A 22,586-nucleotide genomic window follows, 5' to 3' on the forward strand; every position below is an offset into this window, starting at 1 on the left:
CCGCTCGGGGAACCCGTAAATCACGCTGTCCAGCGCTGAATGTCGCCGCTTTCGCCGATCATGGCGAGACCATGGGCAATCGAGAGCAGCTCGCCGCCGGTTTCGATGCGGCCCGCATCGAAACGGCGGGTGAAAAGCTCCCGCACAGCCGGCACGAAAGAGGTGCCGCCGGTGAGGAACACCTTGTCGATTGCATCAGGTGCGACCTGCGTCTTTTCCAGAACCTCGTCCAGTGCGCCTTCGATTTTGGCAAGGTCATCGGCGATCCAGCTGTTGAAATCGCTGCGCTTGACCATCTTGCGGCCGGCCTTGCCGAGCGGCGCGAAGTTGAATTCCGCCTCCTCAGCCGAAGACAGCGCCATCTTGGTGGCGGAAATCGACTGATAGAGCGGATAACCCTCGTCATGTTCCACCAGATCGATGAAGAGTTCGAGTTTGTCCGGCTCGATCGCCGAGCGCACCAGCGATTTCAGGTCGGTGAATTCCTTGGAGGTCTTGAAGATCGACAGCTGGTTCCAGCGGCCGAAATTCACGTAATAACCGGAAGGCACGTCCAGCACCTTGTCGAAGCTTTTGAACTTGCTGCCCTTGCCGATTTCCGGCGAGACCAGATTGTCGATCATGCGGAAGTCGAAATGATCGCCCGCCACGCCGACGCCGGAATGGCCGATGGGGGTGGCGGAAAGCTTGCCGGCATGGGTCTCGAAGCGGATCAGCGAATAATCGGTGGTGCCGCCGCCGAAATCCGCCACCAGCACGTTGGCGTCCTTTTTCAGGCTCTGGGCGAAATAATAGGCGGCCGCCACCGGCTCGTAGACATAGTGGATGTCCGGAAAACCGGCCCGGGTCAGCGCCTCGTTGTAACGGGCGAGCGCCAGGGTTTCGTTCGGATTGCTGCCGGCGAAACGCACCGGCCGGCCGGCGATGACGGTCGAGACGTCGCTCGGCCATTCCGCGCCCGCATAGGTCTTCAGCTTGCGCAGGAACACGTCCATCAGATCTTCGAAGCTCTGGCGCTTGGCGAAAATCAGCGTGCCCTGAAACAGCGACGAGGCCGCAAAGGTCTTGATCGATTGCAGAAAGCGGCAATCGCCCGCATTGTCGATGAATTGCCGGATGGCGGCGTGGCCCGCTTCCACATGCAGGGCGGCAGCACCGAGGCCGGAATCCTTCATGAAGGAGAGCGCCGTGCGCATGCTGTCATCCGTGCCCGCGCTGCTGGTGAAGCGCATGGAACGGCTGTCGCCGCTGCCGTCGGAAAGAGCCATGACCGTGTTGGTCGTGCCGAAATCGAGGCCCAGTGCCCGCTTTTGCGTCATCGCCATATCCTTGTCGCCGATAGAAATGCTCGCCCGGCCTGAAAAGCGGCCCTGCGTGAAAATAAAGGACGCCCTTGGCGTCCCGATGTCAGAGGAGGGCGGTTGATTGCACAAGCCCGATGGAATGGCAAGCGCCGTCTTGAGGTTTATCGTGACATTTGCATGAAGTAATATTCGCAAGGGGATGCAGTCTCGCCGTCCGCATTAAATATTTTTTCGTACACGCTGAGTATAAAGTTGAAATATAGCGCTAAAGAATAGATTTCGTTTTATCGTGTTGCGTTTGTAAACGGAAGCCTCGATGTCCCACAAGCCGGCCCGTTCCGCCCTCGAAGATGCGCTGCCCGAACCAATGGTCCCTGTGCGCGGCGACGCGGATAGCTTCAATCGCCACCTGATGGATCTCATGGAAGCGTCGCAGCAGGGTTATGCCCTTTTCGACGGTGACGACGAGCTGCGTTTCGCCAATACTACGTTCCGCAACGCGCTCGGCATGGGGCCGGATGACTTTTCAAGCTGGGTGGAACTGATGCGCAGCGGCTACCGCAGTTCCACCGGCACCGCCGTCGAAACCTCCGATTTCGAACTATGGCTGCGCTCCGCCAAAACGAGGCGCGGCAAGTTGCCTTTCCGCACCATCGAAACCAGCCTCAATGACGGACGCTGGATATTGACGACGGAAACGACGCTGCCGGGCGGCTGGATGTTGTGTGTCATGACCGATATTTCCGAGCTTGGCGTCGAATTGCGCGATCTGCGGCAGGAGCGCGACAGGGCGTTGAAATCGGCGCTGAGCGACGAGTTGACCGGCCTCGGCAACCGCCGTTACGCCATGGATATTCTCAACCAGATGCTTGGACCCAACAAGGCCCAGGCCCTTGCGGTGATCATCATGGATATCGATCACTTCAAGGCGGTGAACGACCGTTTCGGGCATGCGTGCGGCGATCTGGTGCTCAAGGATTTTGCGGCCCGGTTTTCCGCCGCCATCGGCCGCGACGATCTGGCCGGCCGGATCGGCGGCGAGGAGTTCCTGCTGGTGCTCAGCGGTTCGCGAATGCTGAGCGCCGAAAGCATCGTGCAAAGCCTGCTATCGTCGCTGACCGAGGCGTCGCCGCTGAAGGATGTGCCCGATTTCCGCTATAGCTGCTCGGCCGGCATCGCTTTCGCAAATCCCGGTGAGAGCGCCAGCGAGGTGCTGCGCCGCGCCGACACGGCGCTTTATGAAGCCAAGAATACCGGCCGAAACCGCTTCGTGATCTACGGAGCGGTCTCTTGATGTCTTTTCGGCGTCAGTTCGATTTTGCCGCGCCGCCATCTACCCTGAGCATCGTGCCGGTGATGTAGCTTGCCGGCACCGAGCAGAGGAAAGCGCCAGCGGCGGCGAATTCTTCGACCGTGCCGAGGCGGCCAGCCGGAATGCTCTTGACGGAAGCCTCGCGGATTTCCTCGACGCTTTTACCCAGACGCTTGGCGTTGGCGCCATCCAGTTCGTCGATGCGGTCGGTGTGGATGCGGCCGGGCAGGAGAAGGTTGGAGGTGATGCCGAACCCGGCCACTTCGGAGGACAGCGTCTTGCTCCAGCCGACAAGCGCCCCGCGCAGCGTGTTGGACAGCGCCAGATTGGGGATCGGTTCGAACACGCCGGAGGAAGCGACGGTCAGGATGCGGCCAAAACCCTGTTCCTTCATCTGCGGCAACAGCGCGTTGGTAAGCGTGATGACCCGCAGCACCATCGACTGGAAGAAGCCCTCCAGCTTCTCGACCGTGATCTCCTGCGCGCTACCCGGCGTCGGACCGCCGGTATTGTTGACGAGAATATCGATGCCGCCGAGCTTGTCCTTGACGGCCTGAACCATGGCCTCGACGAAATTATCCTCTGCCAGATCGCCCCACACCCAATCGGCCTTGCCTTTGCCGAGTGCATTGATCGCCTTGCAGTTCGCATCCAGCTTCTCACCGCTTCTGCCAACCAGAAGGACATGCGCCCCTTCTTTCGCCAGCGCCGTTGCAATGCCCAGCCCAAGGCCGCGTGAAGAGGCGAGAACGAGGGCGCGTTTGCCGGAAATACCGAGATCCATGGGTTTTGTCCTGTCCTGTTTGCACTAGATCGAAGAATGAGAGCGGGATTACCGGCGAAAATCGCACATATTTTTCGCTATCCCGCTGTGTCTGCCCTGTTTATAGGAAGGTGGCGTCCGCTTTTGAAGGTAAAATACACGTCATGACGGAACAATCCCTGCTTAAAGTCTCCATCGCCGTTACGGTTCTTCTGGCCGTCGTCGGCATCGGCGCGGGCTTGTTCTCCGGTTCCTTCGCGGTGGTGTTCGATGGCGTTTATGCCCTGACCGACGCTTTCATGACGGTGCTGGCGTTGCTCGTGGCGCGGCTGATTGCCGCCTCTGCTGCACCCAAGCCCGGTGGCAGGCTGGCGGAACGCTTCACCATGGGTTTCTGGCATCTGGAGCCGATGGTGCTCGGCCTTAACGGCACGCTCCTGATGGGGGCTGCGATTTATGCCCTGATCAATGCCATAGACAGCCTGATGGACGGCGGCAGGTCGATCGAGTTCGACTACGCCGTCATCGTCACCTTCGTCAGTTTCGCCGTCTCGCTCGCCATGGCATGGTTCGTCAGAGGCCAAAACCGCAAGCTGAAATCCGCCTTCGTGGCGCTGGACGCCAAAAGCTGGCTGATGAGCGCGCTCCTGAGCGTGGCCCTGTTCCTCGCCTTCGCCATCGGTTACGGGCTGACGGGAACGGCGCATCAGTGGATCGCTCCCTATATCGACCCCGCCGTGCTGGCACTGGTCTGCCTCGTCATCATTCCCATGCCGCTCGGCAATGTGAAACAGGCGCTCGGCGATATACTTCTGGTGACGCCGCTGGAGTTCAAACAGCATGTGGACAATGTGGCGGCGGAAACCGTCGAAAAATTCGGCTTCGCCTCGCATTATTCCTATGTGGCAAGGGTAGGGCGCGGCCGTCAGATCGAACTGTTCTTCATCGTGCCGAAGAACTGGCCAGCCCGGCGTCTGGAAGAGTGGGACGCGATCCGCGACGAGATCGGCGATGCGCTCGGCGGCGAGGGGACGGATCGGTGGCTGACGATTGTGTTTACGACGGATGAGGAATGGGCGATTTGAGGTGGGGAGAGTGATTGTAGCTAAGTCGGCTTGTGGCCCTTTGCGGACATGTTGGCACATGATAGGCGAGACTATTGCCTTTGCAGACGTACAGGATCACGGATTTTGAAAAAAGCTCTTGTTATCGTTGATATGCAGACGTACTTGCAGGACCGCCTCGATAGCGGGCGGGATCATATCAATGGCGATGCCATCGTCAAGATCGCCGCACTAGCTGCGAAATTTCGTAAGGACGGTGAGACGATAATCCATGTTCATCATGGCGACCCCGATCCGGCATCGCCGATGCACCCAGGCGCACCAGCACAACGGGTGATGCCAGGCGTCGAACCCCTTTGCGGCGAACCCGTTTTTGTCAAAAGCACATCATCGCCCTTTGCATCGACCGAGATGGAAAACTATCTCCGGGACAATCGCATCGAAGCTCTCGTCGTCACGGGTGCCGTTGCAGGTTACTGTGTTAACACGACCGTTCGAGTTGGGTCGGATCTTGGGTTCACGATGATCGTGGTCCGCGATGCCGTCATGTGTTTCGACCTTCCCGATGAAAATCTGTCTGCTCGCGCGATTTTTGATGTCACCATGGCCCATCTCAAATCCGATTTCGCCAAAGTTGTCGACAGCCACGAAATCATGGCGGTTAGCGGCCTCGACGGAATGATTGCCGTGATTCCTTTGCAGAATCCGAAAAGCCCGGAGGCTTGTTTCTCACCCAAGTGACGAATGTCCGCACCGCAGGGTCTTCCATGATGGTTTCGATCGTGGAAAACTTCTTGGCGAGTTGGGCATCGGTAAAGATCGAATGGATCTGGTCGTGGCAGATACGGTGCAGGCAGACGATTTTCTTTCCACCCTTACTCTTGGGAACGAGATGATGCTCATCTCTCTGATCCTCCGGGATGACGCGCTCGCACATCGGACAGAACACCAGCTCTGGCGTAGGCTCGTCCCATGAAGCTAGCTCATCTCTGTTCTTGCGGGCCAACGCTCGATCTTTCCTGCTGTAGACCACGGATGCTGTTCCCGAGGATAGGTGCTGGTTTCAACGCGTGCACGCCAGTAGCACGAAACCATCAGAACCGTATGGCTTCTTTTGGCGCAAAACGGAAGCGTCGTCATTGATGAAGCTAGCCGAATGGGCGTTTCAGTTGCGGCGATAAACGCAAGAGCGGCGCAAATGCTGACTACCCTTGACGCCTACGCTTCCAGTTCTTATTCTTTGTCTTACGTGCACGTAAAAGTAATAAAATACTCATCAGGTTGTCTGACAATTGGGTGGCATGCGACATGTTTTGCCGCTATGGAAGCTCGACAAAGGCGTTTCGCTTTGCGAAGACAGACGATGTGAACGCCTTGTTGCAGACGGGCTTTTTGCCCGGCGCGGACAATACGGCGTGAATGCCGGAAAGCGGATATAACTACAGCCGGAAGGGACCGGCGATGTGAGAGGATAAGATGACGGAAGCGATGGAACTGCCCGAACGCGAAGCGATGGAATTCGACGTTGTTATCGTCGGTGCAGGTCCTGCGGGTCTTGCCGCCGCGATCCGTCTGAAGCAGGTCGAGCCGGAGCTTTCGGTCGTCGTTCTGGAAAAAGGTGCTGAGGTCGGCGCGCATATCCTCTCAGGTGCTGTGGTCGATCCCATCGGCATCGACCGGCTGCTGCCGGGCTGGCGCGAGGAGGAGGGGCATCCCTTCAAGACCGAGGTCACGGACGACCAGTTCATGTTCTTGGGCCCGGCCGGCTCTATCCGCCTGCCGAACTTCATGATGCCGCCCTTGATGAACAATCACGGCAATTACATCGTCTCGCTGGGGCTGGTCTGTCGCTGGCTGGCGGAAAAGGCGGAAGCGCTCGGCGTCGAGATCTATCCGGGCTTTGCCGCCACCGAAGTGCTTTATAATGACGAAGGTGCTGTGATCGGCGTCGCCACCGGCGATATGGGCATCGAGAAGAACGGCGAGCCGGGGCCTGCCTTCACCCGCGGCATGGAGCTGCACGGCAAATATGTGCTGATCGGCGAGGGCGTGCGCGGTTCGCTCGCCAAGCAGCTGATCGCCAGATTCGACCTCTCGAAAGATCGCGAGCCGCAGAAATTCGGCATCGGCATCAAGGAACTGTGGCAGGTCAAGCCGGAACACCACAAACAGGGCCTTGTCCAGCACTCCTTCGGCTGGCCGCTCGGCTTCAAGACCGGTGGCGGCTCGTTCCTCTACCATCTGGAAGACAATCTCGTTGCCGTCGGCTTTGTGGTGCATCTCAATTACAAGAACCCCTATCTCTATCCTTTCGAGGAATTCCAACGCTTCAAGACGCATCCGGCCATCCGCGACACTTTCGAGGGCGGCAAGCGTATCTCCTACGGTGCACGCGCCATCACCGAGGGCGGTTACCAGTCCGTGCCGAAGCTGACCTTCCCCGGTGGGGCGCTGATCGGCTGTTCCGCCGGGCTCGTCAACGTTCCGCGCATCAAGGGCAGCCACAATGCGGTGCTGTCGGGCATGCTGGCGGCGGAAAAGATCGCGGCCGCGATTGCTGCCGGCCGCGCCCATGACGAGGTAGCCGAGATCGAGGCGGAATGGCGCGATGGCGACATCGGCAAGGACCTGAGCCAAGTGCGCAACGTCAAGCCGCTTTGGTCGAAGTTCGGCACGCTTGTTGGAGTCGGTCTTGGTGGTCTCGATATGTGGACGAACCAGCTGTTCGGCTTCTCGTTCTTCGGCACGCTGAAACACGGCAAGACCGATGCGCAGAGCCTTGAACCGGCCTCAAAACACAAGCCGATCGCCTATCCGAGGCCGGACGGGGTTTTGACCTTCGACCGGCTGTCATCGGTGTTCCTGTCCTCCACCAACCATGAAGAGGACCAGCCGGTGCATCTTCAGGTGAAGGATATGGAGTTGCAAAGGCGTTCCGAACACGACGTCTATGCCGGCCCTTCGACGCGCTATTGTCCGGCAGGCGTTTATGAGTGGGTGGAAAAGGACGGCGAGGAAGTCTTCGTCATCAACGCGCAGAACTGCGTGCACTGCAAGACCTGCGACATCAAGGACCCCAACCAGAACATCAACTGGGTGCCGCCACAGGGTGGCGAGGGGCCGGTTTACGCCAATATGTGAATTTGGTGCCGGCCAGCCGACAACCTTCGTCATGCTCGGGCCTGTCCCGGGCATCTGCAACCAATTGATTTTACGATACGTGGTTGGATCCTCGGGACGAGCCCGAGGATGACGTCGTGTGCGGGAGGCGTCGAAAGCCTCTTCCCCCCTGTATTTGTGGATTGCCCTTCGATTTCTTACATATAGGATGTTGGGGTGTTGTACCGTCGCGTGGCCCATGGAGTGTGGGTCAAGGATGCGGTAACGCCTTGAATGTACATATGGTCCCTGGTTCGGCTCAAAAGCTGTTGCGTTTGCGCCGTTGCCCGGCGGCAGGAGTAAGAGAATGTCCGGCTTTCAAAGGCTGAATATACTGTGGAAGACAGGGTTTTTTACCGGTTTGGCGGCAGGTGTGGCAATCGCAGTTTCGCTCAGCGGTGGCCCCGCCATGGCTGCCAGCTGCCGCGCCGATGCCATGGCCGGCATCGACTGGCGCGAATGCAACAAGCGCCTCCTGATGCTCGGCGGCAGCAATCTCGATTCGGCGATGCTTTACGGGACGGATTTCACCTATACCGACTTGCGCGGCTCGTCGCTGAAGGGCGCCAATCTGGAAAAGGCGAAACTCATCCGCTCGGCTCTGGGAGAGGCGAACCTGCAGGGCGCCAATCTGACCAAGGTGGAAGCCTATCGCAGCGATTTTTCCGCTGCCGATGCCACCAACGCCAAATTCAACAATGCGGAAATGCAGCGGGCGAAGTTCGAGAACACCAAGCTTGACGGCACGGATTTCACCAAGGCGGAACTCGGGCGGGCCGATTTCGAGGGTGCAACGCTCAATGGCTCGAAGTTCTCCCTGACCAACCTGTCGCGCGCCCGTTTCGGTGGCGCAAAGCTCGGTGGTCCAGTGGATTTCACCAGCGCCTTCTTGCTGTTGACCCGGATCGAAGGGGTGGATCTTTCCGCGGCGACCGGGCTGGAGCAAAGGCAGATCGATATTGCCTGCGGCGACGCCAAGACCAAATTGCCGAACGGCCTGACGACGCCCGCCTCGTGGCCTTGCCCGGAAGACCCGGACGACGATTGATGGGAAGGGAAAGCCACGCGCGATCTTTCGCGCATGGCTGAGGTAAAAAAACGCAGCATGGCGGCATCCGCGCAAATGCGGATGCCCCGAGCGTCGATCAGAAGCCCGAAAGCACGACCTTGCCCCTGGCCTTGTTGCTCTCGATCAGCGCATGCGCCTTGATCAGATTTGCGGCATTGATGGTGCCGAAAACCTCCGTAAGCGTCGTCTTGATCTTGCCGGCGTCGACCAGTTCGGCGACGTGGTTGAGCAGCCTGTGCTGTTCGATCATATCAGGCGTCTGGAAGACGGCGCGGGCGAACATCATTTCCCAATGGATCGAAACGCATTTGCGTTTGAAGGCCATGATGTCGAAACCGCCGACCGGATCGTCGATCAGCGCAAAACGACCCTGCGGCGCGATGGCCGCCACGCTGTCGGCGGCGTGGATGTCGCTATGGGTGGTCGAGAACACGAAACCCGGTGCGCCGAGCCCAAGCGCCTCCACCTGCGGGGCAATCGGCTTGTTGTGATCTACGACATGATGCGCGCCCAGTTCCTTCACCCATTGCATCGTTTCCGGCCGCGAAGCCGTGGCGATGACGGTGAGATCAGTCAGCGCGCGCAGAAGCTGGATGGCGATCGAACCGACGCCGCCGGCACCACCGATCACCAGAACCGCATTGGCGGCACCCGGAACCGGCTCCTTCACCCGCAGCCGGTCGAACAGCGTCTCGTAAGCGGTGATCGCGGTCAGCGGTAGTGCTGCGGCCTCCTCGAAATTCAGCGATTTCGGCTTTGCGCCGACGATGCGCTCGTCGACCAGATGGAATTCGCTGTTGGAGCCGGGGCGATTGATGACGCCAGCGTAAAACACTTCGTCGCCGGGCTTGAACAGCGAGACCTTGTCGCCGACGGCCTTGACCACACCAGCCGCATCGAAACCCAGCACGCGGACAGCGCCGTTTTCCGGCGCCTGGTTGCGTCGCACCTTGGTGTCGACAGGATTGACCGAAACGGCCTTCACCTCCACCAGAATGTCGTGCCCTGTGGCTTCCGGCTGCGGCAGGTCGATGTCGACAAGGGCATCCGTCGCGGTGATGGGCTGGCTTGTCTTGTAACCGATGGCGCGCATGAACAGTCTCCTTTGCTTGTTTGCGTGCCTCTTACTTGATACATATGAACATCGATCGCAAGAATGCACATTTTGTGACGATACATACAAAAAGGATACTGTGATGTCGCGACCGCGCGCCAAGCTTACCGGCAATTTTCCCGGCTGCCCGGTGGAGTCCGCCTTGAGTTTTCTCGACGGCAAATGGAAGGGCGTAATCCTCTATCATCTCGTCAACGAAGGCACGCTGCGCTTCAACGAACTGCGCCGCCACATTCCAAGCGTCACCCAGCGCATGCTGACCAAGCAGCTGCGGGAGCTGGAAGAGGCGGGCTTGATTTCGCGCACCGTCTTCCCGGTGGTGCCGCCGCGCGTGGATTATGCGCTGACGCCGCTCGGCGAGACCATGAAGCCGGTGATCGCGGCGCTGAAAAGCTGGGGCGACGCCCATGTCGTGTGCAAGAACGGCACGAAATACACCCAACTTCCGGAGGCTGCGGAGAAGGCGGCCTGAAAAATCACGGGTAAAACCATGCCCGCGCCGGGTCTTTTTTCATGGTGCGCTGCAACACGGATTTGCCCCGATTGATGCATAATGCTGCGAACTCGATTCGCAGCAGGGACATCAAATCACATGAGCATCGGTTGGTTGGAGGCCGCATTTCTCGGCCTTTTGCAAGGGCTTACGGAGTTTCTTCCGGTTTCTTCAAGCGCGCATCTGAGGATAGCGGGAGAGTTTCTGCCCTCCGGTGCAGATCCCGGCGCCGCCTTCACCGCGATCACGCAAATCGGTACGGAAGCGGCGGTGCTGGTCTATTTCTGGTCGGATATCATGCGGATCGCCGCCGCCTGGCTCCGGCAGAACTTTCGCCTCGGCCTTTATGACAAGGCGGATGCGCGGCTCGGCTGGCTGATCATCGTCGGCTCCGTGCCGATCGTGCTGCTTGGCCTGTTCTTCAAGGACGCCATCGAGCATTCGCTGCGTAACCTCTATATCACCGCCGTCATGCTGATCGTCTTCGGCATCGTCCTTGGCATTGCTGACAGGATCGGTGAAAAACGCTATAAGCTCAACCAGCTGATCTGGCGCGACGGCATCCTGTTCGGTTTCGCGCAGGCCATGGCGCTCATCCCTGGTGTCTCGCGTTCTGGCGGCACCATCAGCGCCGGCCTGCTTTTAGGCTACACGCGTGAGGCGGCCGCACGTTATTCATTCCTGCTCGCCGTTCCCGCCGTCTTCGGCTCGGGTTTCTACCAGCTGTTCAAAAGCATCGGCGAGGACAATCCGGTCGGCTGGGGACCGACAGGGCTCGCGACCCTGATCGCCTTCGTGGTCGGCTACGCCGTGATCGTCGTCTTCCTCAAGCTGGTATCCACCAAGAGCTATATGCCCTTCGTCTGGTACCGTGTCGTCATCGGCGTCATTCTTCTGGGGCTGCTGGGCACGGGCGTCATCAATGCTGGCGGCTAAGCAGCTCTTGCCCGCCATTTTATTGGACAGAAAGCGGCCGTTATAATCTCCCTAATTGAAGTCCTTGGTTTGCTGGTGTACCACCGATGCAACGGAGGGTGGAAATTGCTGGCAGGAACGAAGTGGCGACCCACTCGTATAGAACGTATTAGCTCGGTGCTTTCAACAAGCACCAAGCCATTGTACGTTGTCACAGATGCCGGAATGGCTTTAGTGAAATATATGGGAAACCGACAAGGATTAGATGCGCTTGTGAGCGAGTTGTTGGCCGCCGAATTGGCCGGACTTGTCGGATTGTGTACTCCCGATTTCGCCGTTGCTGAAATTTCAGAGCTGACAACCGAGGATCCCTTTGTAACGGTTCTGCCCGGGCCGGCATTTTTCTCACGTTGGGAGCAAGCATCTAGTCTGGCACCAAATTCAAGGCTTCTGGCAAATCTACGAAATCCAAGTGAAGTCGCGCTTCTTGTTGTGTTTGACACTTGGATTAGAAACAAGGATCGCTTCGCCGACGACGCAAACGGGGAGGTATTAAATTACGATAATATTCTATTCAAGGCGGATCGACGGAAGACCCAGCTACTTGTGATTGATCATAGCCACGCCTTTGCAGAAACCTCTCTGGAGGACGAAATCAATGATGAGTGGGCGAAGGAGCAAATAGTTTACGGACTATTTAAAGAGTTTGCCGCAATGCTAACTCGAAATGACGTTAAAAGCGCCTTAGATAGGTTGTGCACGATAGCAATTGATAAAATAGAGGATATATGTGCCGCCTCTCCACCCGAATGGGGCTTTATGAATAATACAGCCCATCGATTGGCAGAAGCGCTGGTTCACCGGGCAGATTGCATGCGTAACTGGGTTCCAGATGCGATATTTGCTCAACAAGAAATGAAGTTTGATTAGGAAGGAGGGATGACGTGGAAAAGATGAAGCTATTTTATTCGATAATACAACTCAGCCCGTTTCCTGAGCGATTTGAATATATAAATGTCGGAGTGGCCGTTTTTGAAAATGATCAGGGTAAAGTTGTCGTTAAATTAGCGGATGATTTTACTCGCGCAAGAAAAGTATTTGGAGATATAAATACGACATTTCTAAAATATGCTCTTCACGATTTCTATCAGAGGATCGAATTTCATTTTTCGCGGCCTGCGATTACTCGTAGTTGGATTGATGACTTCAATTCTAAAAGAGCAGATATATTTCGTTTAACGCCATTGAATGCAGTTGCTGGTAAAAGTGCCCATATTGCAGTAGAAAAGTTGTTTATTGATCTTGTGGCATGGGATGCACGATCGAAGAAGGTTGATCGAGTTAACACGTTGCTTACTAGCGCCTTCCGAGAGGCGGGTGTCTTATCTCTTCTCGATAAACGGCCAAGTCCAGTTCTTATCGAACAATATGGCGTTAATCTGCAAGCTGACTACGGTTATCAAAATGGAGTCTATAACTTCATAGATGCGGCCCGCTTCGATAACCCTCAACGTGGTTTAGCGGAGGCGGGGAAAAGGGTGTTGGAAGGAAGAGCGCTATCAGAAACGCTAGGCAACCGTTTGATCGTTGTTGGAGAGTTTGGTGATCAACCTGATCGTTTCGTCGAAAACCTTCGACATGATTTTGAACGAGCTGGTGCGAAGCTTTTTCGCTTAGAAGAAGTCGAAGCACTTGCGGAGGAAATTAAAAAAACGGCTCACTGACAATGTTCAGTGAGCCGTTTGATCTATGCCAATATTGTGCAAGGATATTTCAAAGCAACGTACCGCTCAAGATCATCAGCGCCACCGAGAAGTAGATGACGAGGCCGCTGACATCCACCAGCGTGGCGACGAAGGGTGCGGATGCGCTGGCGGGATCGAGCCGCAGGCGCTGCAACAGGAAAGGCAGCATGGAGCCGGCCAGCGAGCCGAAGGTGACGATGCCGACAAGGGCGGAAAACACGGTGGCGCCGACCAGCAGCCAGTGCTCGCCGTAATCATAGAAGCCCGCCTGCTGCCAGATGGTCAGACGCAGGAAGCCGATGGCGCCCAGAATGCAGCCGAGCGTGAGACCCGTCGGGATTTCCCGCAGCAGCACCCGCCACCAGTCCGAAAGCTTGAGTTCGCCGAGCGCCAGCGCCCGGATGATGAGCGAGGTGGCCTGCGAACCGGAGTTGCCGCCGGATGACATGATGAGCGGAATGAACAGCGTCAGTACGACGGCCTTTTCCAGCTCGCCTTCGAAGTGCTGCATGGCGCTGGCCGTCAGCATTTCGCCGAGGAACAGGGCGGCAAGCCAGCCGGCGCGCTTGCGGACCATGTCCGGAAAGCCCATTGCCATATAGGGCTTGCCGAGCGCTTCCATACCACCGAACTTGTGGGCGTCTTCCGTGGTGTCGGCGATCATGGTGTCGATGACGTCGTCGACGGTGACGATGCCGAGAATGTGCGAGTGGTCGTCAACGACGGGAAGCGCCAGAAGGTCGTGCTTGCGGATCAGCCGGGCGACATCCTCCTGCGACATCAAGGGGCTGGCACAGACGGTGCCTTCCTTCGATGCGACGGAGAGAATGGATGCGCCGGCCTCGCCGGTAAGCAGGCGACGCAGCGTCACGACGGTCGAGAGCGTTCCGTCCTGCGCCAGCACATAGATGGCATAGACCGTTTCACGCGACCGCTCGACGATGCGGATGTGCGAAAGGGTCTGTTCCACCGTCCAGTCATCAGGCACGCTGACGAATTCCGTGGTCATGATCGAGCCGGCGGTGCGCGGCGGATAACCCATCAGATGCTGGATGGAGAGCGCGGTCGTGCGGTCCAGCCGGGAAAACAGCTTTGCGCGGGGCTCTTCTGCCATTTCCGCCAGAACGTCGGCCACGCGGTCGTCGGACATCAGGTTGACGAAGCGGGCGGCCTGTTCAAGCGGAATGCCGGCAATGATCGCGGCTGCGTCATGCAGTTCCGGCCGGTCGAGAATGGCGACGGCCTTTGCCTGCGGCAAGGCAAGGAGCGCGGTTACGGCAGCGTCGGTATCGAGCGTGTTGAGGTGCTCGACGCGTTCTGCAATGGTCGTGGAGCCGGAATTTCCGCTGCGGAGAAGACGTGCAGCTTTGCTGGCTCTCTGGGAGAGGGTGTGGAAGTTCATGATTGCTCACCTTTCCGTCGATTCGCCGATTACGGCGAACGCGGTGGTGAGCCGACAGGGGTCGGATCAGTTCCCGTTCGCCGCTTTCGGCAAAGGCAATCGACTACTACTGTCGCTAGACATCAAATGATGCTCCGTTGAAATCCGCGCCGTGCCGGGTTACGGCCTGCGCGTGAGGCCGTGTTGCGCCTGAAATGCAAAAGAGTCAAGCGAGCCAAATGTGAAATCTGCGTAAGATTTCACGCAGGTGCCGGAACGGGTGTTCCGGCTGCTGAAAAACCGGCATTCAGCCGGCTTTTGCGCGCCGTTCGACGGTGACGGAAACGAGGAAAACGCCAAGCCCGAGAAGGGAAAGAACCGCGCCCACATAACCGGTGGAGGCATATCCATAGCCCATGGCGATGACCATGCCGCCAAGCCATGCGCCGAGCGCGTTGGCGATGTTGAAGGCGGAATGATTGGAGGCGGCCGCAAGCGTTTGCGCATCCGCCGCGACATCCATCAGCCGTGTCTGCACGGCGGGGCAGGCGGCAAAACCGCAGCCGATCAGGAAAACGCAGAGGCACAGCATGAACGGATCATGCGCCGTCATGCCGAAGACGGCCATGACCACCACGTTGAAAGCCAGCATGCCGCCGATCGTGCCATTGAGCGAGATATCGGCGAGCCGCGAACCGACCACATTGCCGACATTCATGCCGATGCCGAACAGCGCCAGCACCATGGAGACGGTGGAAACCGGCATCATCGCGACATCGGTGGTGGTTTTGGCGATATAGCTGAAAACCGAAAACATGCCGCCGAAACCGACCGAGGCGATGGCGAGCGTCAGCCACACCTGCACGCGGCGGAAAGCGCCGAGTTCACGCCACACGCTCGCGCCTTCCTCTACCCTGTCACGCGGCTGGAACAGCCACAGGAGGGCGACGGTCAACAGCCCGATGCCGCCGACCAGCATGAAGGCCGCGCGCCAGGAAAGCATCTGGCCGAAGAAGGTGGCGAGCGGGGTGCCGAGCAGGGTGGCGATGGTGAGGCCGAGCATGACGCGGCCGACGGCGCGGGCGCGTTTATGGATTGGCGCCATGGAGGCGGCGACCAGCGCTGCAACGCCGAAATAGGCGCCGTGCGGCAGGCCGGTGATGAAGCGCAGCACGGTAAAGCTCAGGAAATCAGGTGCGACGGCGCTTAAGATATTGCCGAGTGCGAAAAGTCCCATGAGGCCGAGAAGCAATGTGCGCCGCGTCATGCGCGCAGCCAGAACCGCGATGATGGGTGCACCGATGACGACACCCAGCGCATAGGCCGTGATGACGTAACCTGCCTGCGGCACCGTCACGCCATAGGTCGTGGCGACATCCGGCAGCAGGCCCATGATGGCGAATTCGCCGGTGCCGATGCCAAAGCCGCCGGCGGCAAGCGCCAGTTCGATCAGAGCGACGGCAAGCGGCGACAGGGCCACAGCCGGCGCTGCCGTGTAAACGGTTTCACTCTCCACCCCAAGGCGGGCTTCCGACATATTCGACTGGCTCATTGCTACCTGAGAAGGGGGAGGACCCCACAGAAAAAAGGGCAAGACCGTATGGGAACGGCCTGCCCTGACTGGAGATGCGCGGTCATGAAAATGACCTTAAGTGATCCCTAACATGAAATGATGCATTGCGGTAGAGCGATTCTCGGCAAAAGACGATCTTCACGCGATGGTGTTCGGAACTCTATGGGGCGCCAGGCATTTACGCGCGGCTGCATCACGGGATCGGGTTGGTATATGAAGCTCATTGCAATTTTCAATCGTGACGGCGGCACCTTTCGCACCACGGATATGGATGCCTATTGTGACCACGTCCGCGAGGTCTTTTCAAGCGCCGGCCACGCTATCGATTGCCGCGTCGTTTCCGGCAAGGAAATCGTTGAGGAAATGCAATATGCCGCCGAGGAGCCTGATATCGAAGGCATCATTGCCGGCGGCGGCGACGGCACCATTTCGGTGGCGGCCAGCATCGCCTGGAAACACGGCATCGCACTCGGCGTCGTGCCGGCCGGCACCATGAACCTGTTCGCCCGCTCGCTGAAGCTGCCGCTCGACATCCGCCAGGTGCTGGAGACGCTGGCGAATGGCGAGATCGCCAATGTCGATATCGCCAGCGCCAACGGCCGCCTCTTCGTCCACCAGTTTTCTGCGGGCCTGCATTCGCGCATGGTGCGCTACCGCAACAATCTCGCCTTCGCCTCCCGCCTCGGCAAGATCAAGGCCAGCATCCGCGCCGCCATCAGCGTCATTCTCAATCCGCCGGTGTTCGAGGTGGAGTACACCGTCAACGGCGCGATGCAGCACCGCAAGGTCTCGGCCATTTCCGTCTCCAACAACGAATTCGGCCAGAATTCGCTTTTGGTGGCGGATAATGTGTCAGGTGGTCATCTTGGTTTTTACCTCACCGATCCTCTTTCTCCTTCAGGTGTCGCAAGGCTTGTTTTCGACATTCTGCGCGGCAGGCTGAAGGAAAACGCCGCCGTGACGGCCACGACCGTGACAGATGTGGAACTGCATTTTCCGAAGAGGCGCCACGATCTGCGTTGCGTCATCGATGGCGAATTGCTGCCGATGGAACGCGACGTGGCGCTGAAGGTCCATGCCGGCGAATTGAAGGTGCTGGTGGGGCGAGGGTTCTTAGCGTAGCGCCCACACGGCAGAAAGAACGAGGGGGTGCCGCCGGTTTCTTCTCCCCGCCGGGGAGAAGGTGGCGCGAAGCGCCGGATGAGGGGGCAACCCCTCCGTACACCTCGACGCTCGCCCCCTCATCCCGCTGCCGCGGACTTCTCCCCGGCGGGGAGAAGAAACAAGCGGCGACCGCTCGCTCAAAGGATGGTTGTTCCCCCGAAAACGCCAGTCTTGCCAAATCGGAGCCGCCCGGCCATGTTCGGTTGGATGCGGTGGCGCGAGCGCCGTTGCTTTTGCGGGAGTGCGATCTGTCATGAATGAAGTCCCCACGGCGATATCCAATCTGGCCGCCATCGATGCCGCCCACCACCTTCACCCCTTTTCCGATATGGGCAAGCTGAACGCCGCAGGCACCCGCATCATCGAGCGGGCGGAAGGGGTCTTCATCTATGACAGCACCGGCAAGAAGTATCTCGACGCTTTTGCCGGGCTTTGGTGCGTGAATATCGGCTACGGACGTCGCGAGATTGCCGATGTCGTGCAGCGCCAGATGAACGAGCTGCCCTACTACAACGCCTTTTTCGGCACCACGACACCATCAGCCACGCTTCTGGCGCAGAAGATCGCGTCCCGTGCCGGGCCGAAGATGAACCATGTGTTCTTCACCAATTCCGGTTCGGAAGCCACCGACACCTGGTTCCGCATGGCGCGGGTTTACTGGAAGGCGCTCGGCCATCCCGCAAAGATCAAGGTGATCGCAAGGCGCAACGGCTATCACGGCTCGACCGTGGCCGGCGCTTCGCTCGGCGGCATGAAATGGATGCACGAGCAGGGCAACCTGCCGATCGAGGGTGTCGCCCATATCGGCCAGCCCTATTGGTATGCGGAAGGCGGCGATCTCTCACCGGCTGAATTTGGTCTCAAGGTCGCCCGCGAACTTGACGCGAAGATCGACGAACTTGGCGAGGAGAATGTCGCCGCTTTCGTAGCGGAACCCATTCAGGGGGCAGGCGGCGTCATCGTGCCACCTGAGACCTATTGGCCGGAAATCGCCCGCATCTGCAAGGCGCGTAATATCCTGTTGGTTTCCGATGAGGTGATCTGTGGTTTCGGCCGTCTCGGCTCATGGTGCGGATATCAGCATTTCGGCGTCGAGCCGGATTTTGCGCCCGTCGCCAAGGGCCTGTCATCCGGTTATCTGCCGATCGGCGGCGTCATCGTTTCCGACCGGGTGGCGGAGGTGATGTTGTCCGAAGTCGGTGATTTCAACCACGGCTTTACCTATTCCGGTCACCCCGTCTGCGCCGCTGCCGCCCTTGAAAACCTCCGAATCATCGAGGATGAGGGGCTGGTGGAGCGGGTGCGCGACGATATCGGCCCTTATTTTTCGCAAGGCTGGAATAGCCTGACCGATCACGAACTGGTGGGGGAGGCGGTGAATGTCGGCCTTATGGGCGGCCTGCAACTGACGGCGGACAAGGCGACTCGCCGGCGTTTTGCCAAGCCTGATGACATCGGCACTGCGGTGCGCAACCACTGCCTGGCAAACGGTCTCGTCATGCGCGCCACGGGCGACCGTATGCTCGCCTCGCCGGCGCTGACAATCAGCCGCTCAGAAGTGGACCAGATCATCGAGACGTTGCGCAAGGGGCTCGACCACCTGCGCGATGCGCGGCCGGAAATGTGACAAAATACTCTAAGGGAGGAATGACATGGCAGGACAGGAACATCATTACGCCGTTCAGGTGAAGTGGACGGGCAATCGTGGCAAGGGGACTTCCGGCTACCGCGACTATGAACGCGATCACGTCATTTCGGCGGAAGGAAAAGCCGATATCGCCGGCTCATCCGACCCCGCCTTCCGCGGCGATCCCTCCCGCTGGAACCCGGAAGACCTGCTGGTTGCCTCGCTCTCGGCCTGCCACAAGCTCTGGTACCTGCATTTCTGCTCGGTCAACGGCATCATCGTCGAAGACTACATCGACAATGCCGAAGGCACGCTGGTTATGGAAAAGGACGGTGCGGGCCATTTCAGCGAAGTGGTGCTGAAACCCGTCATCACCATCTCGAAAGGCGATCCTGCCAGGGCGGATGAATTGCACCACGACGCTCACGAGAAATGTTTCATCGCACGGTCGGTGAATTTTTCCGTGCGTGTGGAGGGTACGGTGAAGGTGGTTTAGGTGGACCCAACCTTTCATCGCGAGCTGCTGAAAGGCTTACTTCACACTCGATGTCATGCTCGGGCCTGACCACCGCTGTCCGGTTAGATTTCTGGACAAGGTCCATGGCATTCAGACGTGTCGCGACGCGCCGGAAACGAACGAAGCGTGGCGTCGTTAGATGGAATGATGAATCGCGCCAAACACTCTGCCGTCATCCTCGGGCCTGTCCCGAGGATCTGCAACGGATTGACTTTATTGATGTGTTTAGATCCTTGGGACAAGCCCAAGGATGACGCTGAAAAGATGCGCACTCTTTGCGATTAACTTCAATGCAATGCAGCGTGTCCCGAAATTAAGCCGGGCAGCAAGGGGGCAAACCGGAAGATGACAGCTTACGTCTACCTTCAACTGCTAGGCTTTATCCGTGCTCCAGCTTTCGCGGATTTCCTCGAGATTGCCTTCCCAGCCAATGCCCCGCAGTTCCTCAAGCGCGCGTCGCTGCCGGTGTATCCGGACAAATTCTCTTAAGGCCATTTCAACTGCTGCTTCGCAGTTGGATAACCCGGTAATGTCCATGACCTCCGCGATCAACTCGTCATCAAGGTCGATAGTGACATGCATTTCAACGTCTCAAGGTGTTTGAGACAACATAGACACCTTGAGGGCGAAGATGCGCGATCTTACTGGAACGCCGTCTCGTAAAAGCTTCTGAGCTTGCGCGAATGCAGGGTTTCCGTCGGCATGGCGGCCAGTTTCTGCACGGCGCGGATGCCGATTTGCAGGTGCTGGGCGACCTGCGTGCGGTAGAACTCCGTGGCCATGCCGGGTAGTTTCAGTTCGCCATGCAGCGGTTTGTCGGAGACGCAGAGCAGGGTGCCGTAGGGTACGCGGAAGCGGAAGCCGTTGGCGGCGATGGTGGCCGATTCCATGTCGAGCGCGATGGCGCGCGATTGCGACAGGCGCTTGACCGGACCCGCCTGATCACGAAGCTCCCAGTTGCGGTTGTCGATGGTGGCGACGGTGCCGGTGCGCATGATGCGTTTCAGCTCGAAGCCCTCGTAACCGGTGACTTCCGCCACCGCACCTTCCAGCGCCAGCTGCACTTCGGCGAGAGCGGGAATAGGCACCCAGACCGGCAGGTCGTCGTCCAGAACGTGATCCTCGCGCACATAGGCATGCGCCAGAACATAATCGCCCAGCCGTTGGCTGTTGCGCAGGCCGGCGCAATGGCCGACCATCAGCCATGCATGCGGGCGCAGCACGGCGATATGGTCGGTGATCGTCTTGGCATTCGAAGGGCCGACGCCGATATTGACCAGCGTAATGCCGGCATGGCCCTTTTTCTTCAGGTGATAGGCGGGCATCTGCGGCAGGCGGCCGAGCACCGAGTCCGTTTCCGGCTTGTCGGAGCCGGCGAGGGTAATGATGTTGCCCGGCTCCACGAAGGATGTGTAACCCTCGCCGCCATTCTTCATCAACTGACGCGCCCATGCGGCGAATTCATCGATATAGAACTGGTAGTTGGTGAACAGCACGAAATTCTGAAAATGGCTGGCGCTCGTCGCCGTATAGTGACTGAGGCGGGCGAGCGAGTAATCGATGCGCTGCGCGGTGAAGGGCGCCAGCGGCGCGGGTTCGCCCGGCACCTGATCATATTCGCCATTGGCGATCAGATCGTCGGTGTTGTTAAGGTCGGGCGTATCGAAAAGATCGCGCAGCGGCACGTCGGAAAGCGAGGATGCCGCAGCCGCCTCGACATAAGCACCTTCACCGAAAGCGAAATGCAAGGGAATGGGCGTGGCCGATTCAGCAACCGTCACCGGAACGCCGTGGTTCTTGATCAGAAGCCCCAGCTGCTCTTTCAGGTAATGGCGGAAAAGCTCCGGCCGGGTGATCGTCGTCGTATAGACGCCGGGGGCGGAGACATGGCCATAGGAAAGGCGCGAATCGACATGGCCGAAGGTGGCGGTCTCGAGGCTGACCTGCGGATAGCAGGCGCGGTAACGACCGGTGATCGGTGCGCCCTTGGCAAGTTCGGTGAAGGAATTGATGAGGAACGCCGTATTGCGTTCGTAAAGCGCGGTCAAAGCCTCGACTGCTTCTTTCGGGTCCGTGAATGTCTGCGGCGCGAAAGGCTCGGGGCTGATGAAGGCAAAGGGCGGAATCGTTCGTTTTGCTATTGTCATGGCCCATTATAAGAGGCCTATTTCGACAGGCAAGCGACAGAAATACGAAGAAACTGAAAAGAAACGGAAAAAGCGGCGGGGATAGTGGCGGGGCGGCGAAATCTCAGCCGAGCGCACCGCGTTGCAGGCTCATCAGCAGCACGAAACCGGCGCCTTTCGATGCGGTGCGGGGATCGGCCTTGTAGACCGCAAGGCCCGCCACCGGGCCGAGAAAGATCGAGGCCATCAGCACCAGTCTCAGTGCGGAAAACAGGCCGTTGGAAAAGCTGCGGGTCATTGGTCGATCCTCAAAGCACGACGGGGCAATTGGCGCTGGTCGTCGGGCTATGCTGGCAGGCAATGGCCGCACCGGCATTCACCCGCTGAAAGCTGCGGTTGGGATTAACGACGAGCGAGGCGAAGGACATGGCGAAGATCGCCATGAGAAACGCGAAGATTGCCAGCCGGCTGATCAACTTTGTCATGTCCATTCCCCTTTATTGGAGTTCATGGACAGAGTTTTGCCACACTCGGACTGAACGGACCCTGAGACCCCGGTTCATATGGTGTTCAGGGAGATTAACGGGATCGTTGCGGCAGAAATTGAAACTTTCGATGGCGGAGGAGCGTGGACGCCCGCCTTTCGCATCATATAGGAGATGCTGCGGCGCGCTCGGCAAGTTCAATGACAAGCCTCTCGAGCGCTGTGGGTTTCGCAACATCGACAAGCTGCATACCGTGTTGCCGCGCCGATGCCAGCATTTCGGTATTTTCACGCAGCGATCGCTCGATGAAGGCGTCCATGATCCGGCGCTGGTCAGCCGCCGCATCTTCGTATCGTGCCTCCGAGCGCATTCTCTCAAGAAGAAAATCATTCTCTGCATGCAGGAAGACACCGGCGGTGGTGTCTTCCAAAAGCGGCGCTATGAGTTCCGGCCGCAGAGCAGCCCCTTCGAAAACGGTGAGCTTGCCGGTGCCGGATCGGCTGTCGATCCGCGCGCGGATAAGCGGCCAGATGTTCTGGTGATGGACCTTCAGAAACCAATAGATCGTGTCTGCCGACAGCTGCCTGTAATACTCCTCCACAGGCGCCGGTATGCCGGGCCAGGGCCGTCCCGGATGGCGTGCGAGACCGTCGGTCGATATTGCCTCGCAACCAAGCTTTGCGCTCAACAGAGCGGCAAGGGTGCTTTTACCGACATGCGAGGTGCCCGAAATCAGGATTGTCGAAAGGGTGGGGCGCATGCGTCGCTCTCGATG

22 protein-coding genes are annotated in these 22,586 nt (G+C 58.7%); 12 read left to right on the forward strand and 10 right to left on the reverse strand.

What is annotated here, in order from left to right; genetic code table 11:
- Positions 1-20: 20 nt before the first annotated feature.
- Positions 21-1,319, reverse strand: a complete 1,299-nt coding sequence (locus QSK43_RS23410) for an Hsp70 family protein (RefSeq protein WP_332305479.1) — start codon at positions 1,317-1,319, stop codon at positions 21-23.
- Positions 1,320-1,620: 301 nt separating this feature from the next.
- Between QSK43_RS23410 and QSK43_RS23415 the strand changes: the two genes are divergently transcribed.
- Complete coding sequence (locus tag QSK43_RS23415) at positions 1,621-2,598, forward strand: GGDEF domain-containing protein (RefSeq protein WP_332305480.1); 978 nt, start codon at positions 1,621-1,623, stop codon at positions 2,596-2,598.
- Between the two features lie 13 nt (positions 2,599-2,611).
- On the opposite strand, the gene QSK43_RS23420 is transcribed toward QSK43_RS23415, so the two are convergent.
- Positions 2,612-3,400 carry an SDR family oxidoreductase gene (locus QSK43_RS23420; protein ID WP_332305481.1) on the reverse strand — a complete coding sequence of 263 codons (789 nt, stop codon included), beginning with the start codon at positions 3,398-3,400 and terminating at the stop codon, positions 2,612-2,614.
- A gap of 143 nt (positions 3,401-3,543) precedes the next feature.
- On the opposite strand from QSK43_RS23420, the gene QSK43_RS23425 reads away from it, so the two are divergent.
- The 4 genes from QSK43_RS23425 to QSK43_RS23440 all read left to right on the forward strand — a co-directional run bounded on the left by QSK43_RS23425 (position 3,544) and on the right by QSK43_RS23440 (position 8,650).
- On the forward strand, positions 3,544-4,464 hold the full coding sequence (locus tag QSK43_RS23425; RefSeq protein ID WP_332305482.1) for a cation diffusion facilitator family transporter: 921 nt from the start codon (positions 3,544-3,546) through the stop codon (positions 4,462-4,464).
- A 105-nt stretch (positions 4,465-4,569) separates the two neighbouring features.
- On the forward strand, positions 4,570-5,184 hold the full coding sequence (locus QSK43_RS23430) for an isochorismatase family protein (protein ID WP_332305483.1): 615 nt from the start codon (positions 4,570-4,572) through the stop codon (positions 5,182-5,184).
- A gap of 735 nt (positions 5,185-5,919) precedes the next feature.
- The gene (locus tag QSK43_RS23435; RefSeq protein WP_332305484.1) at positions 5,920-7,584 is read left to right on the forward strand and encodes an electron transfer flavoprotein-ubiquinone oxidoreductase; all 1,665 of its coding nucleotides are present in this window, start codon (positions 5,920-5,922) and stop codon (positions 7,582-7,584) included.
- 325 nt (positions 7,585-7,909) lie between these two features.
- Positions 7,910-8,650: a pentapeptide repeat-containing protein gene (locus QSK43_RS23440; RefSeq protein WP_332305485.1), complete on the forward strand. Its 741-nt coding sequence runs from the start codon at positions 7,910-7,912 to the stop codon at positions 8,648-8,650.
- 97 nt (positions 8,651-8,747) lie between these two features.
- Here the strand turns inward: QSK43_RS23440 and QSK43_RS23445 are convergent, their stop codons facing one another.
- Positions 8,748-9,764: a zinc-binding alcohol dehydrogenase family protein gene (locus QSK43_RS23445; RefSeq protein WP_332305486.1), complete on the reverse strand. Its 1,017-nt coding sequence runs from the start codon at positions 9,762-9,764 to the stop codon at positions 8,748-8,750.
- A gap of 103 nt (positions 9,765-9,867) precedes the next feature.
- Between QSK43_RS23445 and QSK43_RS23450 the strand changes: the two genes are divergently transcribed.
- From QSK43_RS23450 to QSK43_RS23465, 4 genes are all read left to right on the forward strand, one after another.
- The gene (locus tag QSK43_RS23450; RefSeq protein WP_332305487.1) at positions 9,868-10,257 is read left to right on the forward strand and encodes a winged helix-turn-helix transcriptional regulator; all 390 of its coding nucleotides are present in this window, start codon (positions 9,868-9,870) and stop codon (positions 10,255-10,257) included.
- A gap of 120 nt (positions 10,258-10,377) precedes the next feature.
- A complete protein-coding gene (locus QSK43_RS23455) occupies positions 10,378-11,214 on the forward strand; it encodes an undecaprenyl-diphosphate phosphatase (RefSeq protein WP_332305488.1) in 837 nt (278 codons plus the stop codon).
- 105 nt (positions 11,215-11,319) lie between these two features.
- Complete coding sequence (locus QSK43_RS23460) at positions 11,320-12,123, forward strand: HipA family kinase (protein WP_332305489.1); 804 nt, start codon at positions 11,320-11,322, stop codon at positions 12,121-12,123.
- 23 nt (positions 12,124-12,146) lie between these two features.
- Positions 12,147-12,917 (forward strand): DUF3037 domain-containing protein, encoded by a 771-nt coding sequence (locus QSK43_RS23465; protein WP_332305516.1) that lies wholly within the window; start codon positions 12,147-12,149, stop codon positions 12,915-12,917.
- 49 nt (positions 12,918-12,966) lie between these two features.
- Here the strand turns inward: QSK43_RS23465 and mgtE are convergent, their stop codons facing one another.
- Both mgtE and QSK43_RS23475 read right to left on the reverse strand, forming a co-directional pair.
- Positions 12,967-14,340 (reverse strand): magnesium transporter, encoded by a 1,374-nt coding sequence (mgtE, locus tag QSK43_RS23470; RefSeq protein ID WP_332305490.1) that lies wholly within the window; start codon positions 14,338-14,340, stop codon positions 12,967-12,969.
- A 286-nt stretch (positions 14,341-14,626) separates the two neighbouring features.
- Complete coding sequence (locus tag QSK43_RS23475; RefSeq protein WP_332305491.1) at positions 14,627-15,871, reverse strand: MFS transporter; 1,245 nt, start codon at positions 15,869-15,871, stop codon at positions 14,627-14,629.
- A 234-nt stretch (positions 15,872-16,105) separates the two neighbouring features.
- Between QSK43_RS23475 and QSK43_RS23480 the strand changes: the two genes are divergently transcribed.
- From QSK43_RS23480 to QSK43_RS23490, 3 genes are all read left to right on the forward strand, one after another.
- Complete coding sequence (locus tag QSK43_RS23480; protein WP_332305492.1) at positions 16,106-17,014, forward strand: diacylglycerol/lipid kinase family protein; 909 nt, start codon at positions 16,106-16,108, stop codon at positions 17,012-17,014.
- A 295-nt stretch (positions 17,015-17,309) separates the two neighbouring features.
- Entirely contained in the window at positions 17,310-18,683 is a 1,374-nt protein-coding gene (locus QSK43_RS23485; protein ID WP_332305493.1) for an aspartate aminotransferase family protein, read from the forward strand.
- Positions 18,684-18,708: 25 nt separating this feature from the next.
- Positions 18,709-19,179 (forward strand): OsmC family protein, encoded by a 471-nt coding sequence (locus QSK43_RS23490; protein WP_332305494.1) that lies wholly within the window; start codon positions 18,709-18,711, stop codon positions 19,177-19,179.
- A 393-nt stretch (positions 19,180-19,572) separates the two neighbouring features.
- Here QSK43_RS23490 and QSK43_RS23495 read toward each other — a convergent pair whose 3' ends face one another.
- The 5 genes from QSK43_RS23495 to QSK43_RS23515 all read right to left on the reverse strand — a co-directional run bounded on the left by QSK43_RS23495 (position 19,573) and on the right by QSK43_RS23515 (position 22,571).
- Positions 19,573-19,782 (reverse strand): type II toxin-antitoxin system VapB family antitoxin, encoded by a 210-nt coding sequence (locus QSK43_RS23495; RefSeq protein ID WP_332305495.1) that lies wholly within the window; start codon positions 19,780-19,782, stop codon positions 19,573-19,575.
- A 59-nt stretch (positions 19,783-19,841) separates the two neighbouring features.
- Positions 19,842-21,347 carry an AMP nucleosidase gene (gene amn / locus QSK43_RS23500; RefSeq protein WP_332305496.1) on the reverse strand — a complete coding sequence of 502 codons (1,506 nt, stop codon included), beginning with the start codon at positions 21,345-21,347 and terminating at the stop codon, positions 19,842-19,844.
- A 103-nt stretch (positions 21,348-21,450) separates the two neighbouring features.
- Complete coding sequence (locus QSK43_RS23505) at positions 21,451-21,624, reverse strand: hypothetical protein (protein WP_332305497.1); 174 nt, start codon at positions 21,622-21,624, stop codon at positions 21,451-21,453.
- A 10-nt stretch (positions 21,625-21,634) separates the two neighbouring features.
- Entirely contained in the window at positions 21,635-21,817 is a 183-nt protein-coding gene (locus QSK43_RS23510; RefSeq protein WP_332305498.1) for a hypothetical protein, read from the reverse strand.
- 157 nt (positions 21,818-21,974) lie between these two features.
- On the reverse strand, positions 21,975-22,571 hold the full coding sequence (locus tag QSK43_RS23515) for a hypothetical protein (RefSeq protein WP_332305499.1): 597 nt from the start codon (positions 22,569-22,571) through the stop codon (positions 21,975-21,977).
- Positions 22,572-22,586 lie beyond the last annotated feature (15 nt).

It is taken from the genome of Rhizobium sp. GR12, from assembly GCF_036596185.1.
GTDB classification, from domain to species: Bacteria; Pseudomonadota; Alphaproteobacteria; order Rhizobiales; family Rhizobiaceae; genus Agrobacterium; species Agrobacterium nepotum.

Coding starts and splice junctions, on each gene's coding strand:
- QSK43_RS23410 (WP_332305479.1), bottom strand. CDS start 1,319: ATGACGCAAAAGCGGGCACTGGGCCTCGATTTCGGCACGACCAACACG.
- QSK43_RS23415 (WP_332305480.1), top strand. CDS start 1,621: ATGTCCCACAAGCCGGCCCGTTCCGCCCTCGAAGATGCGCTGCCCGAA.
- QSK43_RS23420 (WP_332305481.1), bottom strand. CDS start 3,400: ATGGATCTCGGTATTTCCGGCAAACGCGCCCTCGTTCTCGCCTCTTCA.
- QSK43_RS23425 (WP_332305482.1), top strand. CDS start 3,544: ATGACGGAACAATCCCTGCTTAAAGTCTCCATCGCCGTTACGGTTCTT.
- QSK43_RS23435 (WP_332305484.1), top strand. CDS start 5,920: ATGACGGAAGCGATGGAACTGCCCGAACGCGAAGCGATGGAATTCGAC.
- QSK43_RS23440 (WP_332305485.1), top strand. CDS start 7,910: ATGTCCGGCTTTCAAAGGCTGAATATACTGTGGAAGACAGGGTTTTTT.
- QSK43_RS23445 (WP_332305486.1), bottom strand. CDS start 9,764: ATGCGCGCCATCGGTTACAAGACAAGCCAGCCCATCACCGCGACGGAT.
- QSK43_RS23450 (WP_332305487.1), top strand. CDS start 9,868: ATGTCGCGACCGCGCGCCAAGCTTACCGGCAATTTTCCCGGCTGCCCG.
- QSK43_RS23455 (WP_332305488.1), top strand. CDS start 10,378: ATGAGCATCGGTTGGTTGGAGGCCGCATTTCTCGGCCTTTTGCAAGGG.
- QSK43_RS23465 (WP_332305516.1), top strand. CDS start 12,147: ATGAAGCTATTTTATTCGATAATACAACTCAGCCCGTTTCCTGAGCGA.
- mgtE (WP_332305490.1), bottom strand. CDS start 14,340: ATGAACTTCCACACCCTCTCCCAGAGAGCCAGCAAAGCTGCACGTCTT.
- QSK43_RS23475 (WP_332305491.1), bottom strand. CDS start 15,871: ATGAGCCAGTCGAATATGTCGGAAGCCCGCCTTGGGGTGGAGAGTGAA.
- QSK43_RS23480 (WP_332305492.1), top strand. CDS start 16,106: ATGAAGCTCATTGCAATTTTCAATCGTGACGGCGGCACCTTTCGCACC.
- QSK43_RS23485 (WP_332305493.1), top strand. CDS start 17,310: ATGAATGAAGTCCCCACGGCGATATCCAATCTGGCCGCCATCGATGCC.
- QSK43_RS23490 (WP_332305494.1), top strand. CDS start 18,709: ATGGCAGGACAGGAACATCATTACGCCGTTCAGGTGAAGTGGACGGGC.
- QSK43_RS23495 (WP_332305495.1), bottom strand. CDS start 19,782: ATGCATGTCACTATCGACCTTGATGACGAGTTGATCGCGGAGGTCATG.
- amn (WP_332305496.1), bottom strand. CDS start 21,347: ATGACAATAGCAAAACGAACGATTCCGCCCTTTGCCTTCATCAGCCCC.
- QSK43_RS23505 (WP_332305497.1), bottom strand. CDS start 21,624: ATGACCCGCAGCTTTTCCAACGGCCTGTTTTCCGCACTGAGACTGGTG.
- QSK43_RS23510 (WP_332305498.1), bottom strand. CDS start 21,817: ATGGACATGACAAAGTTGATCAGCCGGCTGGCAATCTTCGCGTTTCTC.
- QSK43_RS23515 (WP_332305499.1), bottom strand. CDS start 22,571: ATGCGCCCCACCCTTTCGACAATCCTGATTTCGGGCACCTCGCATGTC.